This window comes from Stackebrandtia nassauensis DSM 44728 (assembly GCF_000024545.1).
Classification (GTDB): Bacteria; Actinomycetota; Actinomycetes; order Mycobacteriales; family Micromonosporaceae; genus Stackebrandtia; species Stackebrandtia nassauensis.
Genome location: NC_013947.1, coordinates 1 through 17,754, shown reverse-complemented (window position 1 = coordinate 17,754; position 17,754 = coordinate 1). Strand labels below are relative to the sequence as shown.

General features: G+C 67.3%; 11 protein-coding genes, 1 tRNA gene and 1 pseudogene. 2 read left to right on the top strand and 11 right to left on the bottom strand.

The window, feature by feature from the left end; genetic code table 11:
- The first annotated feature begins 92 nt into the window (after nucleotides 1-92).
- Together SNAS_RS00070 and SNAS_RS00065 are read left to right on the top strand one after the other, a co-directional pair.
- Complete coding sequence (locus SNAS_RS00070) at nucleotides 93-2,819, top strand: helix-turn-helix transcriptional regulator (RefSeq protein ID WP_041624452.1); 2,727 nt, start codon at nucleotides 93-95, stop codon at nucleotides 2,817-2,819.
- Nucleotides 2,820-3,004: 185 nt separating this feature from the next.
- Nucleotides 3,005-4,831, top strand: a complete 1,827-nt coding sequence (locus tag SNAS_RS00065; RefSeq protein WP_013015305.1) for an ABC transporter ATP-binding protein — start codon at nucleotides 3,005-3,007, stop codon at nucleotides 4,829-4,831.
- Between the two features lie 70 nt (nucleotides 4,832-4,901).
- Here SNAS_RS00065 and SNAS_RS00060 read toward each other — a convergent pair whose 3' ends face one another.
- The 11 genes and pseudogenes from SNAS_RS00060 to dnaA all read right to left on the bottom strand — a co-directional run bounded on the left by SNAS_RS00060 (nucleotide 4,902) and on the right by dnaA (nucleotide 17,691).
- Nucleotides 4,902-5,348, bottom strand: a complete 447-nt coding sequence (locus SNAS_RS00060; protein WP_013015304.1) for a hypothetical protein — start codon at nucleotides 5,346-5,348, stop codon at nucleotides 4,902-4,904.
- Nucleotides 5,349-5,351: 3 nt separating this feature from the next.
- Complete coding sequence (locus SNAS_RS00055) at nucleotides 5,352-6,068, bottom strand: hypothetical protein (RefSeq protein WP_013015303.1); 717 nt, start codon at nucleotides 6,066-6,068, stop codon at nucleotides 5,352-5,354.
- A gap of 165 nt (nucleotides 6,069-6,233) precedes the next feature.
- A tRNA-Ile gene (locus tag SNAS_RS00050) sits at nucleotides 6,234-6,310 on the bottom strand.
- A gap of 87 nt (nucleotides 6,311-6,397) precedes the next feature.
- Nucleotides 6,398-7,018: pseudogene (locus tag SNAS_RS00045) on the bottom strand (DUF3566 domain-containing protein); the annotation flags it as partial.
- On the bottom strand, nucleotides 7,012-9,507 hold the full coding sequence (gene gyrA / locus SNAS_RS00040) for a DNA gyrase subunit A (protein WP_013015301.1): 2,496 nt from the start codon (nucleotides 9,505-9,507) through the stop codon (nucleotides 7,012-7,014). The gene gyrA and the pseudogene SNAS_RS00045, both read right to left, overlap by 7 nt.
- 113 nt (nucleotides 9,508-9,620) lie before the next feature.
- A complete protein-coding gene (gene gyrB / locus SNAS_RS00035) occupies nucleotides 9,621-11,591 on the bottom strand; it encodes a DNA topoisomerase (ATP-hydrolyzing) subunit B (RefSeq protein WP_013015300.1) in 1,971 nt (656 codons plus the stop codon).
- A 268-nt stretch (nucleotides 11,592-11,859) separates the two neighbouring features.
- A complete protein-coding gene (locus tag SNAS_RS00030; RefSeq protein WP_013015299.1) occupies nucleotides 11,860-12,264 on the bottom strand; it encodes a DciA family protein in 405 nt (134 codons plus the stop codon).
- Nucleotides 12,254-13,390, bottom strand: a complete 1,137-nt coding sequence (recF, locus tag SNAS_RS00025) for a DNA replication/repair protein RecF (RefSeq protein ID WP_013015298.1) — start codon at nucleotides 13,388-13,390, stop codon at nucleotides 12,254-12,256. Before recF ends, SNAS_RS00030 begins: the two co-directional genes overlap by 11 nt.
- A 66-nt stretch (nucleotides 13,391-13,456) precedes the next feature.
- Nucleotides 13,457-14,335, bottom strand: coding sequence for a phosphogluconate dehydrogenase (NAD(+)-dependent, decarboxylating) (gene gnd, locus SNAS_RS00020; protein WP_013015297.1), 879 nt, complete (start codon nucleotides 14,333-14,335; stop codon nucleotides 13,457-13,459).
- A gap of 31 nt (nucleotides 14,336-14,366) precedes the next feature.
- Nucleotides 14,367-15,509 carry a DNA polymerase III subunit beta gene (dnaN, locus tag SNAS_RS00015; protein WP_013015296.1) on the bottom strand — a complete coding sequence of 381 codons (1,143 nt, stop codon included), beginning with the start codon at nucleotides 15,507-15,509 and terminating at the stop codon, nucleotides 14,367-14,369.
- Nucleotides 15,510-15,990: 481 nt separating this feature from the next.
- Nucleotides 15,991-17,691: a chromosomal replication initiator protein DnaA gene (gene dnaA / locus SNAS_RS00010; RefSeq protein ID WP_013015295.1), complete on the bottom strand. Its 1,701-nt coding sequence runs from the start codon at nucleotides 17,689-17,691 to the stop codon at nucleotides 15,991-15,993.
- Nucleotides 17,692-17,754: the final 63 nt, after the last annotated feature.

The window sequence follows — 17,754 nt, the reverse complement described above, 5'->3', positions numbered from 1 at the left end:
GGGGACCAATGGCGCACAACACTGGAGAAGGCATGCTTGCCACGCGATCACGGCCGGAGACTTCCGGTCCCGAAGCGGATACGGTTTCGCACATGCTGTTCGGACGCACCCAGGAGACGGCTCACATCGAGCGACTGCTCGACGAGGCCCGGCAGGGGCGCAGTCAGGCCCTGATCGTCCGGGGCGAGGCCGGGATCGGCAAGTCCGCGCTGCTGGGCCACGCCCTGACCGCCGCCGACGACTTCCGGCAGCTGCGGGCCATCGGCATCGAGGCCGAATCCGAACTGCCCTACGCCCACCTCCACATGCTGCTGCACCCGGTGCTGCACCGCATCGACGCGCTGCCCAAGCGGCAGGCCTCCGCGCTGCGCGGCAGCCTCGGCCTGTCCGACGAGACCAGCGGCGACCGGTTCATGATCGGCCTTGCGGTGCTGACGCTGCTGGCCGAGATCGCCGACGAGGGCCCCGTCCTGTGCGTTGTGGACGATGCCCACTGGATCGACCGGGAATCGGCCGACGCGCTCCTGTTCGCCGCCCGCAGGCTGGAGGCCGAAGGCGTCGTCGTCCTGTTCGGCGCCCGTGACCAGCACGCGCCCGCCTTCCCCTCCCACGGCATCGCCGAACTCGACCTCTCCAATCTGGACGACGAAGCCGCCGCCCAGCTGCTGGCCGAGTACGCCTCCGACCTGTCCGAACCCGCCCGCCGCCAGGTCATCGCCGAGGCCGTCGGCAACCCGCTGGCACTGCGGGAACTGCCGGTGGCGCAACGGGAAGGCCAGCTCACCCTCGACCCGTACCGGGTCTCGGCGCTGCCCACCCACAGCCGGATCCAGCGCACCTTCGCCGACCGGATCGCCACCCTGCCCGACAGCACCCGCACCCTGCTGCTGGTGGCCGCCGCCCACGGTTCCTGCGACGCCCCACCGATCCTCGCCGCCGCCACCAAGCTCGGCTCCACCATGGAGGACCTGGAACTCGCCGAACGCAAACAACTGCTGTCCATGGTGGATGGCCACCTGTGCTTCCGGCACCCGCTGGTCCGCTCGGCCACCTACCAGGAGGCCTCCACCGCCGAACGCATCACCGTCCACACCGCCCTGGCCGAGGCCATCACCTCACCCGCCCACGCCGAACGCCGAGCCTGGCACCTGGCCGCCGCCGCCACCGGCCCCGACGAGAAGATCGCCGCCGCCCTCGAAGAGGTGGCCTGCGCCGGTCAGGCCCGCGGCGGTCGCAACGCCGTCGCCTCGGCCTACGAACGCTCCGCCCAGCTGAGCCCCGACCCCGACGAGAAGGCCCGCCGGTTCCAGGCCGCCGCGGCGGCAGCCCTGGCCGCCGGACAACTCGACCGCGCCGACGCGCTGGCCGCCGAAGCCGCCAGCAACACCACCGACCCGAAACTGCTGGGCAGGCTCGCCCACATCAACGCCCATGTCGCCTATGGACACGGCAACACGATGGCCTCGTACCACGGCTGGGTGTCCGCGGCCCGCGAAGTGGCGCCACACGCGAACCTCCAGGCCAGCTACATGCTCTTCCACGCCGTGGAAGCGGCCTGGATGGCCGGGAACTTCGCCGCCGTCGACGAGGTCGCCGAGCTGGCCACGTCCATGAAGCTGCGCAACGCCCCCAGGGTGCTGGCCATGGCCCGGGTCGCGCACGGACTCGGCGACCGGCACGGCGATGTCGCCGACGGCGTCGCCGCGCTGCGCGAGCTCATCGCCACCACCGGCCGCAGCCACGAGCCGACCCTGCAGGACCGCGCCACCATCGCGTGGTGGCACCTGCTGCTGGGCGACCACACCACCGCCCTGGACCTGACCGCCTCGCTGGTGGCGGACTGCCGCGCGACCGGGGCGATGGGCGTGCTGCCCAGGGCACTGGCCCTGCAAGCCAAGGCGCAGCTGTACTCCGGCCACCACCGCGACGCCGCCGCCAGCGCCACCGAGGCACTGCGCACCGCCGAGGAGTCCGGCAACCAGCCGATCATGATCGGCGTCCCGCTGAGCACCCTGGCCTACCTGGCCGCCATCGGCGGCGACGAGAAACGCTGCCTGGAACTGCTGTCCAAGCTGCCCGGCGCCGACGACGGCCGCGGCATCCTGCTGCTGGACGGCGCCCTGGGCGTCCTGGACCTGACCCTGGGCCGCAACGAAAGCACCGTCGACCGGCTCGCCGAACTGGCGAACCGCCGCAACCGCATGGACATGCTGCCCACCGTCACCGACCTCGTCGAGGCCGCGTCCCGTTCCGGCCAACCCGAACGCGCCCGCGAACCCTTCGGCTGGTTCACCGCGTTCGCCGAGCACATCGACCAGCCGTGGGCGATGGCCCTCGTCGAACGCGGCCGGGCCCTGCTGGGACCCGACGCCGAGGCCGAACAACACTTCATCCGTGCCGTCGAGTTCCACAACCAGCCCGGCGACCGCCCCTTCGAACGCGCCCGCACCGAACTGCTCTACGGCGAATGGCTGCGCCGCTCCCGCCGCCGCTCCGACGCCCGCGGCCACCTGCGTTCCGCTTTGGACACCTTCGAGCGCCTCGGCGTCACCCCGTGGGCTGAACGGGCCCGCACCGAACTGCGCGCCGCCGGTGACAGCCAGGGCCCCGCCGCCCTCCGCCCCGAAGCCCTCTCCCAACTGACCCCACAGGAACTCCAGGTGGTCCGGCTGGCCGCCACCGGCATGACCAACCGCGACATCGGCGCCCAGCTGTTCCTCAGTCCCCGCACCGTCGGCTACCACCTCTACAAGGCCTACCCCAAGCTCAACATCGCCAGCCGTGGCGAACTGGCCACACTAGACCTGCAAGCCGCCTGAGTCTCCCACTATCCGGGAACCCGGTTTACCCGCCCCATGGGTCTCCGATTGACTGCCGATGACCGAAACACCCTAAGGAGCGACCAATGCGAGGACCCTCCGCAGGCTGAACGGTGGCACGGCTTCGACGGCCGCCGGTTCAGTCCGACGCGCCCGAACGCCGTTCTCACCTTCCTAGGGATTCCATGTTTCGTCGACTCGGCGACCTCGCCGACCCATTCCTGCCCGACCCGCCCCACAACCCGCCCACCCGCGTCTGGCCGTTCCTGAAACTCCAGCTGCGCCCGCTGCGGCACATCATCACCGCCTCACTGCTGTTCTCGGCCGCCAGCGCGGCCGTCGAGGTGTGGCTGATCTTCTACACCGGACAACTCGTCGACACCCTCGCCGCGACCACCCCGGCCCGGCTGTGGGCCGAACACGGTCTCGAACTGGTACTCGTCGCCGCACTGTTCCTGATCCTGCGTCCCCTGCTGTGGACCGGTCGCGAAAGCCTGGACGACATCGCCTTCCGCCCCAACGCCGCCACCGGAACCCGCTGGCGCCTGCACCGCCACGTCCTCGGCCAGTCGGTCGGCTGGTTCCGCAAGGACCTCGCCGGACGCATCGCCTCACGAGTCACCGAACTCACCACCGCCGCAACCGGCGCCGCCTACACGGTGCTGCACACCCTGTCCTTCGTCGGCATGTACATCGTCGGCTCGTTCTGGCTCATGTCCGCACAGGACATCCGACTCGCGATCCCGCTGGCGCTGTGGATCGGGCTCTACTTCGCCGTGATGGCCTATGTGGTGCCCCGCTACCGCCGGGCCTCCCAACGCCACCAGTCCACCCAGTCGGCCCTGACCGGTCTGCTGGTCGACACTTACGCCAACATCGACACCATCAAGATGTCGGCGACCGGAACCGACGACCCCGAAAGCCGCCGCCGCTTCGCCGACAACCACACCGCTCACCTACGGCTGCAACGCGTCGAGGTCACGATCAACGCGAGCATGATGGCGCTGGGAACCATCCTCACCGTCGGCCTCGTCGGCTACTCGATCGCACTGTGGCAGACCGGGGCCGCCCCGCTGGGACTCGTCGCCGCCTCCCTGGCACTGAGCCTGCGCGTCAACGGCATCGCCGAGTGGCTGCTCGACGCGGTCACCGCCCTGTTCGGCTGCCTCGGCGCGATGCGCGAACACCTCCCCACCATCGCCCAACCCCTGGAGATAACCGACGCCCCCACCGCCACCGACCTGACGATCACCGGCGGAGCCATCCGCCTCCACGACGTCAGTCACCACTACGGCAAGGAAACCGGCGGCCTGGACCGCGTCTGCCTCAACATCCCCGCCGGCCAGAAGATCGGCCTCGTCGGCCGCTCCGGGGCCGGTAAGTCAACCCTGGTCAACCTGATCCTCCGGTTCTTCGACGCCGAATCCGGAACCATCACGATCGACGACCAGAACATCCGCGCCGTCACCCAGGACAGCCTGCGCCACCACATCGCCCTGGTGAGCCAGGACGCCTCCCTGCTCCACCGCTCGGTGGCCGCCAACATCACCGGCGGCGTCGACAACATCGACCGAACCCGAATAACCGAGGCGGCCCGCAAAGCGGCGGCCGACGGCTTCATCCCCACCCTGCGCGACGCCACCGGCCGCACCGGCTACGACGCCCACGTCGGCGAACGCGGCGTCACCCTCTCGGGCGGCCAACGCCAACGCATCGCCCTGGCCCGGGCCTTCCTCACCGAAGCCCCGATCCTGGTCCTCGACGAGGCCACCTCAGCGCTCGACTCCGAATCCGAAGCGGCCATCCAGGAAACCCTCTCGGAGATCATGGCGGACAAGACGGTCATCGCGATCGCCCACCGCCTGTCCACCATCGCCCACCTTGACCGCATCGTCGTCCTCGACGAGGGCCGCATAGTCGAAGACGGCAGCCACGACCAACTACTGACCACTGGCGGCATCTACGCCGACTTGTGGAAACACCAATCCGGAGGCTTCCTCAGTTCCACGTGAAACATCGAAGCCCCCGGCCTCGAAAGACCGGGGCTTCGATGATGTTGCGGACATCCTCAGCAAGGACCGTTCACTTGCTTTGCTGTATCCAACGGTCGGCGAGCTTCTCGGCTTTGTCCAGCAGCTCATCGACTTTGTCCGGAGACGTACGGGCATCGGCCACGATCTTGTTGATGATCGCGGTCTGTACCGGGATGGCCTCGTTCTTCGGAATCTCCGGGTACAGTTCCTCCTCGCCGAGAACCGACCGGATGAGTCCCTCGGTCATGAGCGGTTTGAAAGGCGGGTCTGCCGACTTGTAGTCATCGAGGGTCTCGCGCACGAACTCTCGAATCACGTCACGATCAGTGTCGTCATCGAACTTCCGTTGGACCGCCAGTACGAACAGCGCGTTCACCAGAAGCCCGGAATCATTCCACGCAACTTCTCCCAGCTCGGTTCCAAGCTGTTCAGCCGCATCAAAGTCGCCGACCAGGCCCGCCCGCAACATCGCCCGGTACTTCGTCCTCGCGTTCACTGTCTACTTCTCCTTCGGTTGTCGACTGCGGAGAGCTTTGATTCCTTGAATGGCCGCGACACCACCGAGAACGGTGGCCACGGCCATGCCTTCGAATGACGGGCCTTGGGGAGTGTCACTCGAGATTTTCGGCTGGGGAACCTGAGTCTGGGCCTCGCTTTGCCCTGTGGCCATTCGCGAGGGTTGGCCAGACCCAGGCTTGTCCTCTTTATACGTCCGGAACATGCTGGACGCGGTTTGCACGATGTCTTTCGTAACTGTCTCAACGTCCCCGGCGTTTCGCGCCATCACACGCAAGGCGCGGTCGGCACGAGTCATTTCCTCATCATCGTCGTCCGCGGATTTCAGTTCGGCACGATGGTCACTGGTGTCGTCAGGACCGCCTTGCGGCGCCTCGATCGGGTCGCCGATCTTCGCGACGGGTTCACGGACACCGGAGCTCCCGGAAGAAGAGGTGTGTAAATTGCCCTTGGCTTGCTGAGCTTGGGCGATTGCTTCGTCAGTGGTGCTGACGAGTCCGGCCACCTGAGTGAGGACCTTGCGCGCCGACTCAGCGGCCTGAGTCATCATGGTGTGGCTATTGGCGTTTCCACCTTGCGCGAACAATTCCGCGGCCTCATCGGCGATTCCCGCTGCCGAGTTGGACTGCTGGCCAGCCTCGTTGAGAAGTTCCTTGACGGCGGTCATCAGGGTGATGAACTCGGATGCTTTGTCAGACATACGTGCTCGAGCCTCCGTGAACCTTGAAGAGTGATCTAGCTTGAGTCGCACCCGAGCATACGCATCACGGCGAGCCCGGATGTGATGACCACCGCATACTCAACGCCTAACGTCAAGCGGCTGTCACGAAAGCGCCCCGGTCCATCAGGACCAGGGCGCTTCTGTTGGTGCGGCTAGCTGGAATCGAACCAGCGACCTTAGAGTTATCAGCTCTACGCTCTAACCGACTGAGCTATAGCCGCGTATTGCGTGCCACGCCTGCTTAGGCGCAACGACGAGCAAGGTTACCCGACGCGTACCCGATTCTCCGCGCCGGGTCCCTGTTGCCGCTACTCCTTTTCGGCGAGTGTCACTTCGATGCCGCCCACCAGGTCCGCGCACACGTTGTAGATGAACGCACCCAAGGTGGACAGCGCCGTGAACAGCACCATGTTGACGAGCCCCAGCAGGGCTGAGACCAGGATGACTCCCTTGGCCGTCAGCTGGAAGGGTTCGTCGGAACCTCCGCCGCCGCCCACCAGGGAGACGAGGAGTTCGTTGACGCTGTCGAACACGCCCATCGCGTCCAGTGCGATGTAGAGCACCGTCGTGGCCACGATCATGACGATGAAGAGCACGATCGAGACCGCGAAGGAGAACTTCATGACCGACCACGGCTCCACCCGTTTGAGGTGGAGGCGGGCGCGGCGGGGGCCTCGGCCTGCCGCCGCGGAGACTGCCGCTCGGGCCGCGCGGACGGCGTCGGCCACCCGCGCGGGGCCTTCCGGAGCACCGCTTCGCCCACCGATCTGGTCCGGTGAGGTTGGTGGTGCCGCCATTCCGGGTGGACGCGTGTAAGTGGTCGCGCCGCCCTGCGTGGGGGCCGCCCCTTCGGAGGTGTCCGCGGCGACCGTGGCTCGTCCCGCGGCGGTGCCTCCGCCCGCCTGCGCATCGGTCATGTTGTTCAGTCCTGTTCGTCTGGTTCGTCAGCGCTTCGCGCCATCGCGAGGAGCGAAACACCCTCCGGCAGATCCATTAGCTTGACACCCATGGTGTTGCGATCTGTGGTCCGCCGCACCGGTTTCACCGGTGTCCGGATTACCCCGCCCTCTGAGGTAATGGCGAACAATTCGTCGTCAGGTGTCACCGACAACGCGCCGACGAGGTTACCCCGCCGCTCGGTTATTTTAGCGGTGAGCACGCCCTTGCCGCCTCGGCCTTGCTGAGGGTATTCCTCGACCGGGGTTCGTTTGGCATAACCGCCGCTCGTGGCCACGAGGATGTCCATTCCACCGCGGACGACCTCCATTGTCAACAGTTCGTCGGCCTCGACGAAGCGCATGCCGATGACACCCGAAGTGGCCCGGCCCATGGGACGCAGGCTCTCGTCGGAGGCCATGAACCGGATCGCCTGCGCCTTCTTGGAGACGAGCAGCAGGTCGTCGTCGGGGTTGATGAGCGCCGCCCCGACCACCTCGTCGCCGTCGCGCAGGTTGATTCCGATCACACCGCCGGTGCGCGGCGAGTCGAAGTCGGTGAGCTTCGTCTTCTTGACCAGACCGCGGCGGGTCGCCAGCACCAGGTACGGCGCCACGTCGTAGCCGCTGATCTGCATCACCTGGGCGATCTGCTCGTCCGGCTGGAAGGCCAGCAGGTTGGCGACGTGCTGGCCGCGCGCGGTGCGGCTGGCCTCCGGCAGTTCGTAGGCCTTGGCCCGGTAGACGCGGCCCTTGTTGGTGAAGAACAGCATCCAGTCGTGCGTCGAGCACACGAAGAAGTGGCTGACCAGGTCGTCCTGCTTGAGCGTCGCGCCCGAGACGCCCTTGCCGCCGCGACGTTGCGAGCGGTACAGGTCGACCTTGGTGCGCTTGGCGTAGCCGCCGCGGGTGATGGTGACCACGACGTCCTCGCGGGCGATGAGGTCCTCCATGTTGACCTCGCCCTCGAAGGGGACGATCTTGGTGCGACGTTCGTCGCCCCATTTGGCGACGATCGCGCCGAGCTCGTCCTTGATGATCTGCCGCTGCCGCTCCGGCTTGGCGAGGATGTCCTCCAGGTCGGCGATCTTGGCCTCGATCTCGGCCAGTTCGTCGAGGATCTTCTGCCGTTCCAACGCCGCCAGGCGACGCAGCTGCATGTCCAGGATCGCGGTGGCCTGGATCTCGTCCACTTCCAGCAGGTTCATCAGGCCGGTCTTGGACTCCTCGGCCGACGGCGAGCTGCGGATCAACGCGATCACCGCGTCGAGCTGGTCGAGCGCCTTCTGCAGACCACGCAGGATGTGGGCGCGTTCCTCGGCCTTGCGCAGCCGGAACTTGGTGCGCCGGACGATGACCTCGATCTGGTGCGCCACGTAGTGCCGCACGAACTGGGCCAGGTTCAGAGTGCGCGGCACCCCGTCGACCAGCGCCAGCATGTTGGCGCCGAAGGTCTCCTGCAACTGGGTGTGCTTGTACAGGTTGTTGAGGACGACCTTGGCGACCGCGTCGCGCTTGAGCACCAGGACCAGTCGCATACCGGTGCGGCCGGACGACTCCTCGCGGATGTCGGCGATGCCGTTGAGCTTGCCGTCCTTGACGAGTTCGGCGATCCGCTCGGCCAGGTTGTCCGGGTTGACCTGGTAGGGCATCTCGGTGACCACCAGGCACGGACGGCCCTTGCGGTCCTCCTCGACCTCGATGACGGCGCGCATCCGGATGGAGCCGCGGCCGGTGCGGTAGGCGTCCTCGATCCCGGCGCGCCCGACGATCAGCGCCGAGGTGGGGAAGTCGGGGCCCTGCACCAGTTTGATCAGGGCCTCGAGGGTCTCCTCCTCGTCGGCCTCGGTGTTGTCGAGACACCAGTTGACGGCCGCGGCGACCTCGCGCAGGTTGTGCGGCGGGATCTTGGTGGCCATGCCGACGGCGATGCCCTCGGAGCCGTTGACGAGCAGGTTCGGGATCCGGGCCGGCAGCACCTCGGGCTCGGTGGTCTTGCCGTCGTAGTTGGGCCCGAAGTCGACCGAGTCCTCGTCGATGTCCCGCAGCATCTCCATCGCCAGCGGGTCGAGCCGGGACTCGGTGTACCGCATGGCGGCGGCCGGGTCGTTGCCCGGCGAACCGAAGTTGCCCTGGCCGTCGATGAGCGGGTACCGCATCGACCACGGCTGCGCCATCCGGACCAGGGAGTCGTAGATGGCGGAGTCGCCGTGCGGGTGGTACTGCCCCATGACGTCACCGACGACGCGGGAGCACTTGACGTATCCGCGATCCGGCCGATAGCCGCCGTCGTACATTCCATAGAGGATCTTGCGGTGCACCGGTTTGAGGCCGTCACGAACGTCCGGCAGCGCCCGCCCGACGATCACGCTCATGGCGTAGTCGAGATAGGAGCGTTGCATCTGGACTTCGACGCCTACCGGCTCGATGCGTCCGGCGCCCACCTCGGGCACCTCAAGTTCCGGCTGGTTTGGGTCGCTCACCCTATTTACCTCTCCCCCGTCGTGACGGGACAACCGCCCCGCCTTCGGCGGGACAACCGTTTGTCAGATTAGTGAAGGCCACACCAGGGCCGTTCGATGTCAAGACTCTGTTTCTAAATATCAAGAAAGCGGACGTCCTTGGCGTTGCGCTGGATGAAGTTGCGCCGGGTCTCGACGTCCTCGCCCATCAGGACGCTGAACAGTTCGTCGGCGGTGGCGGCGTCGTCGAGCGTGACCTGGAGCAGCGCCCGGGTGGCCGGGTTCATCGTGGTCTCCCACAGCTCGGTGTAGTTCATCTCGCCCAGACCCTTGTAGCGCTGGATGCCGTCGTACTTGCGCGGGTCCGGCTTGCCCTGCGACATGCCCATCTCGATGAGACCGTCGCGTTCCCGGTCGGAGAAGGCGTACTCGACCTGGTCGCCCTTGCGGTTCCACTTGATCTTGTACAGCGGCGGCTGCGACATGTAGACGTGGCCCATCTCCACCAGCGGGCGCATCATCCGGAACAGCAACGTCAGCAGCAGCGTGTTGATGTGCTGACCGTCCACATCGGCGTCCGACATCAGGATGATCTTGTGGTAGCGCAGTTTCTCGATGTCGAAGTCGTCGTGGATGCCGGTGCCCAGTGCCGTGATCATCGCCTGGACCTCGTTGTTCTTGAGGATCTTGTCGATGCGGGCCTTCTCGACGTTGAGGATCTTGCCCCGGATCGGCAGGATGGCCTGGGTGCGCGGGTCGCGGCCCTGTTTGGCGGAACCACCGGCCGAGTCACCCTCGACGACGAACATCTCCGACTCGCTCGGGTCGGTGGACTGGCAGTCGGCCAGCTTGCCCGGCATGGAGGAGGTCTCCAGCAGCGACTTGCGGCGGGCCAGCTTGCGGGCCTGGGCGGCGGCCTTGCGGGCCTGGGCGGCGGCCGAGGCCTTGGTGATGATCGTCTTGGCCTCGGACGGGTTGCGGTCGAACCAGTCGACCAGCCACTCGTTGCAGACCCGCTGCACGAAGCTCTTGACCTCGGTGTTGCCCAGTTTGGTCTTGGTCTGGCCCTCGAACTGCGGCTCGACGAGTTTCACCGACACGATCGCGGCCAGTCCCTCGCGGATGTCGTCGCCCGACAGCCGGTCGGTGCCCTTGAGCAGCTTGCGGTCGGTGCCGTACTTGTTGACGCAGGTGGTCAGCGCGGCCCGGAAGCCCTCTTCGTGGGTGCCGCCCTCGTGGGTGTTGATGGCGTTGGCGAAGGTGTAGACGCTCTCGCCGTAGGACTCGTTCCACTGCATCGCGACCTCGAGGCTCGAGCCGTCCTCCTCGGACTTCGCCTCGAACATGACGACCGACTTGTGCAGCGGCGACTTGGTGGCGTTGAGGTGCCGGACGAAGTCGGCGATGCCCTCGGCGTACTGGAACACCACCTCGCGCGGTTTGGTGTCCTCCTCGGACTCCGGTCGCGGCCGTTCGTCGCGCAGCACGATCTTGAGGTTCTTGTTGAGGAACGCGTATTCCTGCAACCGCCGGTAGATGGTCTCGAAGTTGTAGACGGTGGTCTCGAAGATGGTGTCGTCCGGCCAGAAGCTCACCGAGGTTCCGGTCTTGCGCGACTTCTCGCCCTGCTCCAGCGGACCGGGCACCGAGTGCTTGTACGACTGCGTCCAGACGAAACCGTCGCGCTGGATCTCCATCTCGATGCGGGTCGACAGCGCGTTCACCACCGAGATGCCGACGCCGTGCAGACCACCGGAGACCGCGTAGGACTTGGAGTCGAACTTGCCGCCCGCGTGCAGCACGGTCAGCGCGACCTCGACGCCGGGCTTCTTGAGTTTGGGGTGCAGGTCGACCGGGAAGCCACGACCGTTGTCGATGACACGGACCCCGTTGTCGGCCAGGATGGTGACGTCGATCGTGTCGCAGTGTCCCGCCATTGCCTCGTCGACCGCGTTGTCGACGACTTCCCAGATCAGGTGATGGAGGCCGCGTTCCCCCGTCGAGCCGATGTACATGCCGGGTCGTTTGCGAACCGCCTCGAGACCCTCGAGGACGGTAAGCGACCCGGCGTTGTAGTCATCCTGCTTCTTTTCCGCCGCTGCCACCAAGTGCTCCTTGTTGTTAGACGTTCGACCATGAGAACCGGACGGTCGTCGTCAAAGCCATGTTTGTCGCAGTATGGCCGACACGCCCGCCCGGCAGCTCACGTCAATCCTACTGGGTGGCCCCGACAGAAACGCACGGCGCGGCCCGTATTTGGCTCACAGATTGCTGAATTCGTCCCCGTGTACCCCCCTATCACGGGTGCGGCAACTTCTATGCCACGCGTTGCTCTCGCGCCCGTCGCCGCCGTGGCCGGGGTGTGAGCGAAGCTCATGATCGAAACCGCACCCGCCGGGGCCCGGTGACGTAGGACGGCTGCGACGGTCCCTGGATCCGCAGCCGAGTGACCACCTGCGGCCCCGAGTGCGAGGCCAGCCGGGCCAGGATCTGGGTCTTGAACAGCCGCAGCTGGGTGGCCCACGCCGCCGACTCGGCCTCGATGATCAGCTCGCCGTCCGCGCACGACACCGGACGGCAGTGCTCCGCGATCTCGGGGCCGACGATCTGGGGCCAGTTCGCGAACAGCCCGGCCTTGGCCGCCGGATCGCGCCAACCCCGGTCCTTGATGAGTTTGCCCAGCACCTCGCCGAGCGGCTGCGGATCGCGGCCGTCGGGCCCGGGGCCCGACCAGGCTCCGGTCGGGCGACGCCGTTTGCGCCGTGGTTCATATGACACGCCTTACCTCCCCGTCGTGAATGTCATAGCGGCCGCCGCTCATCTGCGCGGGCACGTCCTCGGCCACCGCGCAGGTCACCAGCACCTGCGGCGCCCTGGCGACGAGTTCGGCCAGTCGTTCCCGCCGCTGCGAGTCCAACTCGGCGTAGACGTCGTCGAGGATGAGCACCGGCGCGGTCCCGTTGTCGCGCAGCAGTTCCGCCGCGCCCAGCCGCAGTGCCAGCGCGTAGGACCAGGACTCGCCGTGGCTGGCGTAGCCCTTGGCGGGCAGGTCGCCGAGCACGAGTTTCAGGTCGTCGCGGTGCGGGCCCACCAGGGTGGTGCCGCGTTCCACCTCGCGGCTGCGGGCGGTGGCCAGCGCGGCCGACAGCCGGGCGGTCAGCAGGTCCCGGTCGGGGGACAACGGTTCGTTCTCGCCCAGGGCGCTGTGATAGCTGAGCCTCGGCCGCCCGCGTCCGGCGCTGACGGCCTCGTACGCCTTGACCACGTAGGGGGTGTAGTCCTCGATGAGGGCCAGCCGCCCGGCCAGCAGGTCGGCGCCGTGCTGGGCCAGGTGCGCGTCCCAGGTGTCCAAAGTGTGCAGGTCGGTGTTGCCCCGGCCGCCGGTCTTGCGGGCCAAGTACGCGGTCCGCAGCAGGGCGTTGCGCTGCTTGACGACCCGGTCGTAGTCGGCGCGCACCCCGGCGAACCGCGGGTGCCGGGCGATGAGCAGTTCGTCCAGCAACCGGCGCCGCTGTTCGGGTTCGCCGCGGATCAGGTTGAGGTCCTCGGGCGCGAACACGACCGCCTTGAGCGCCCCGATCAGGTCGCGGGACCGCGGCAGCGGGGAGCGGTTGAGCCGGGCCCGGTTGGCCTTGCCGGGGGTGATGGTCAGCTCGGCCAGCAGCTCGCGTCCTTCATGGACGATCGCGGCGCGGGCGGTCGCCGACTCGCACCCCGCGCGCACCAGCGGCGCGTCCGAGGTGACCCGGTGACTGGAACCGGTGGCCAGGTAGCCCAGCGATTCGATCAGGTTGGTCTTGCCGTGCCCGTTGGGGCCGACGAAGACGCTCGGGCCTTCGGGCAGTTCGACGTCGACGTGACCGTAGGAACGGAAGTCGGTCAGCTCCAGCCGCCGAACATGCACATCACACCGCCTTTCGGGCCCCCCGCATGACGAATATTGTCTCTCGTGGTTGTGACAGTCCGGTCGCTACTTCTCCGGCTTGACCGCGTGGCCACCGAACTGGTTGCGCAGCGCGGCGATCGCCTTCATCGCGTCGGAGTCGTCCTGACGGGAGGCGAAGCGCGCGTACAGCGACGCGGTGATCGCGTTGAGCGGCACCGCCAGCCGGATCGACTCCTCGACGGTCCAGCGGCCCTCGCCGGAGTCGGTGGCGTAACCGGCCAGCTTGTCCAGGTTCGGGTCCTCGTCCAGCGCCCGGTCCATCAGGTCCAGCAGCCAGGAACGCACCACGGTGCCCTCGCGCCAGGACTTGAAGACCGCCGGGACGTCATCGACGTACTCGCTGGCCCGCAGCAGTTCGTAACCCTCGGCGTAGGCCTGCATCAGGCCGTACTCGATGCCGTTGTGGACCATCTTCGCGTAGTGGCCCGCGCCGACCCCGCCCGCGTGGACGAAGCCGTACTCGCCGGGCGGCTTGAGCGCGTCGAAGATCGGCATCAGCTTGTCGACGTCGCCCTTGGCGCCGCCGACCATCAGCGCGTAGCCGTTCTCGCGGCCCCACACGCCGCCGGAGACCCCGGCGTCGATGTAGCCGACGCCCTTGCCCGCCAGGTGTTCGGCGTGCTCGGCGTCGTCGGTGAACCGGGAGTTGCCGCCGTCGATGACGACGTCGCCCTCGCTGAGCAGTTCGCCGAGAGCGTGGACGGTGTCGCGGGTGGGGTCACCGGCCGGAACCATGACCCACACCGCGCGCGGCGCGTCGAGGCGCGACACCAGTTCGGGCAGATCGGCAACGTCGGTCAGCGACGCGTCCCTGTCGAAGCCGAAGACCTCGTGACCGGCCTCGCGCAACCGAGTGCGCATGTTGCCGCCCATCTTGCCCAGACCGACGATGCCGAGTTGCATCCGAATACTCCTCTATGGCTAATGTGGATTATCAGCTGTCGTAGCGCAGCGGCTGCAACAGGTGGGTGTAACCGCTGAAGTCGCCGTCGTCGTCAGCGTTGGCCTTGTCGCCCTTGAGCGTCACCGGCTTGCCCGGTTCGGTGAACGAGAACACCGCGACCGGAGCCGAGATCGCCGACAGGCCATCCAAAAGATACTGCGGGTTGAACGCGACCTTCATCGCGTCGCCGGAGTACTCACAGTCCATGGCCTCCGAGGCGGTCGCGTCCTCGGCGCCACCGGCCTCGACCACCAGGCCGTCGCCGTCGACGTTGAGGCGCAGCGGCGAGTTGCGTTCGGTGACAAGCGAAACCCGTCGCGCGACCGAGGCCAGCTCGGCGGCGTTGACGCGCAGTTCGGCGGCGTAGGTCACCGGGATCAGCGACCGCAGCGGCGGCAGCTGACCGTCCAGGACCCGGCTGGTGGTGCGACGGCCGTCGGCGGCGAAACCGACCATGCCGATCGGGCCGTTCGACGGGTCGGGCAGCGCGATGGTGACCTCGCCGCCCCGCGAACCCAGCGCCTTGGCGGTGTCGGACAGCGCCTTGGCCGGGATCAGCGTGGTCACGTTGAGGTCGTTGGAGTCGGGGCGCCACGGCAGGTCGCGGATCGCCATCCGGTACCGGTCGGTGGCCAGCAGCGCCAGGCCGGTACCGGTGAACTCCAGCTGCACGCCGGTCATGGTCGGCAGGGTGTCGTCCTTGCCGGCGGCCACGGCGGTCTGGGCGACGGCGGCCGCGAAGGCGGCGGCGTCGATGGTGCCGACGGCCTCGGGCATGTCGGGCAGGCTCGGGTAGTCCTCCACGGGCATGGTCGGCAGCGTGAAGCGGGCGCTGCCGCAGGTGATCTCGACGTGGCTGCCCTCGGCGGCGACGTCGACGGGCTTGGCGGGCAGGGCCTTGACGATCTCGGCGAGCAGCTTGCCGGAGACCAGGGCGCTGCCGGAGGCGTCCGAGGTGACCGGAAGTGTCACCTGGCTGGAGACCTCGTAGTCGAACCCGGAGATCGTCAGTTGTCCATCAGAGACAGTCATCAACGCGCCGGCCAGCACCGGTACGGACGGTCGGACCGGCAGGCTCTTGGCCGTCCAGGCGACGGCGTCGGCAAGCGCGTCGCGATCGACTCGAAGCTTCATGGGTTTCTCCTTCGCATGCCCCTCGATGAGACCACCATGCTGCCATGGCCGCCCGGCGGGGGTACCACCGATCCAGAGATTCTCAGGGACAGTTTCGGCCACCACAGAGCTGGCGAAGTTATCCACACAGCAACCAATAGATCTTTTCTCTAATAGATAAATCCCGTAGTCGTATTGAGTGCTGTGGAAACTGTGGATAAGCAGCGTATCCGCAGTTCAGCGACGAAACGGTGCTGTGGAGAAGGTGTGGAGGAGTCTGTGGAGAAGGTCGGGGTTTTCCACACTTCCACAGACGGCGGATCGTTCTCCACACTTCTCCACAGCTGCCTCCACAGGTTATGCACAGCTTTTCCACACCCGTTGTGAACATTGACGTTTCGACTGTCCACAGTTTTTCCACAGTGAATCCACAGATTCCGGGGCTTTTGCACAGCTTTCCCACAGGGTTATCCCCAGACGCTGTGGATAAGAATTTTCCGGATCAGCTGCCGGACTGATTTTTCAGTCTGTTCGTCAGCTCCGCGATCTGGTCGTACAGCGCCCGCTTCTCCGCCATCTGCTTGCGGATCTTGCGGTCGGCGTACATGACGGTGGTGTGGTCGCGGCCGCCGAAGGCCTGCCCGATGCGGGGCAGCGACAGCTCGGTGAGCTCCCGGCACAGGTACATGGCCACCTGGCGGGCGTTGGCCAGCACCCGGGATCGGGAGTGTCCGCGCAGGTCGGCGTCGCTGACGCCGAAGTAGTCGGCGGTGGCGTGCATGATGGCCTCGGTGGTGATGTCGGGGCTCTCACCCTCGGGGATGAAGTCCCGCAACACTTCCTGCGCCAGGGCCAGGTCGGCGGGCTTGTTGGTGAGACTGGCGTAGGCCGTGACCCGGATCAGCGCGCCCTCCAGCTCCCGGATCGAGTGGTTGATCCGCGAAGCGATGAACTCCAGCGCGTCCGGCGGCGCGTCCAGCCGCTCCTGCGCCGCCTTCTTCTGCAGGATCGCGATCCGGGTCTCCAGGTCGGGCGGCTGGATGTCGGCCAGAAGGCCCCACTCGAACCGGGTCCGCAGCCGGTCCTCCAGCGTCGACAGCTGTTTGGGCGAGCGGTCGGAGGTGATCACCAGCTGCTTGTTCGCGTTGTGGAGGGTGTTGAAGGTGTGGAAGAACTCCTCCTGGGTGCGCTCGGCGCGTTCCAGGAACTGGATGTCGTCGATGAGCAGGATGTCGACGTCGCGATAACGACGTTGGAAAGCCTGTCTCTTGTCGTCGCGCAGGGAGTTGATGAAGTCGTTGGTGAACTCCTCGGTGGACACGTACCGCACCGACTTGGCGTTGCCGAGGTTCTGGGCATAGTGCCCGATGGCGTGCAGCAGGTGGGTCTTGCCCAGTCCGGAGTCCCCGTAGATGAACAGTGGGTTGTACGCCTTGGCGGGCGATTCGGCCACCGCCACGGCCGCGGCGTGCGCGAACCGGTTGGACGAGCCGATGACGAAGGTGTCGAAGCTGTACTTCGGGTTGAGCCTGGTGGCGGTCGCGGGCTGCGGCGGCACCGGTTTCGGGTCGCTGCGGAAACCGGTGCGCTCGGGCGCCGGGTCGGAGGCGGGCGGCGGCGAGACCAGCGGGCCGCTGGGCCGGGGAACCGGGGGCTGTGGAGAAGAGTGTGGAGAAGTAGGTGTCGGACGCGGTCGCGGGTTCGGCGACTGCGGCGGACTCAACGCCGAGGTGTCGAACAGCGCGGGCGGGGTGGCCGGGGCGGAACGCGGGTCCTCTGCGGGCGGCGTGGCCTGCGAGGGGATGTGGCCGGAGTTCTCGGCCCGCATGTTCTCGGTGTGGGCGCGGTAGAGCCGCTGCTGGGTGGGCTGTTCCTCGGGTTGCGGCTGCGGTTCCGGTTGCGGGCGTGACGGTCCGGTCAGCGGTGGCAGTGCCGGTGGCGCCGGTACCGGGGGATGCGCGGGGGCCGGGGGCGGCGGGGTCTCGGCGGCCCGCACCGTCACGGCGATCTGCACCGCGCGGCCCAGCCGCCGGGCCAGCGCCTCGGTCAGCATCGGACGCAGTCGGGACTCGAAGGCCTCGCGCGCGAACTGGTGCGGTGCGGCGATGATCACGGTGTCCTCGAACAGCCCGAGCGGCTGGGTCACCGCCAACCAGGCACGTTGCTGGCCGGACAGGGACTCGTCGCCGAGCTCCGCGGTCATGGCCTGCCATGCCGCGTGGAGTTCGTCTTGGCTCACCGCTGTCGCCCCAATCGATCATCAAAA

Excerpts from the sequence above, each read along its gene's own strand:
- dnaN (WP_013015296.1), bottom strand. The coding sequence starts at position 15,509 with ATGAAGCTTCGAGTCGATCGCGACGCGCTTGCCGACGCCGTCGCCTGG.
- SNAS_RS00065 (WP_013015305.1), top strand. The coding sequence starts at position 3,005 with ATGTTTCGTCGACTCGGCGACCTCGCCGACCCATTCCTGCCCGACCCG.
- SNAS_RS00070 (WP_041624452.1), top strand. The coding sequence starts at position 93 with ATGCTGTTCGGACGCACCCAGGAGACGGCTCACATCGAGCGACTGCTC.
- SNAS_RS00055 (WP_013015303.1), bottom strand. The coding sequence starts at position 6,068 with ATGTCTGACAAAGCATCCGAGTTCATCACCCTGATGACCGCCGTCAAG.
- gnd (WP_013015297.1), bottom strand. The coding sequence starts at position 14,335 with ATGCAACTCGGCATCGTCGGTCTGGGCAAGATGGGCGGCAACATGCGC.
- dnaA (WP_013015295.1), bottom strand. The coding sequence starts at position 17,691 with ATGACCGCGGAGCTCGGCGACGAGTCCCTGTCCGGCCAGCAACGTGCC.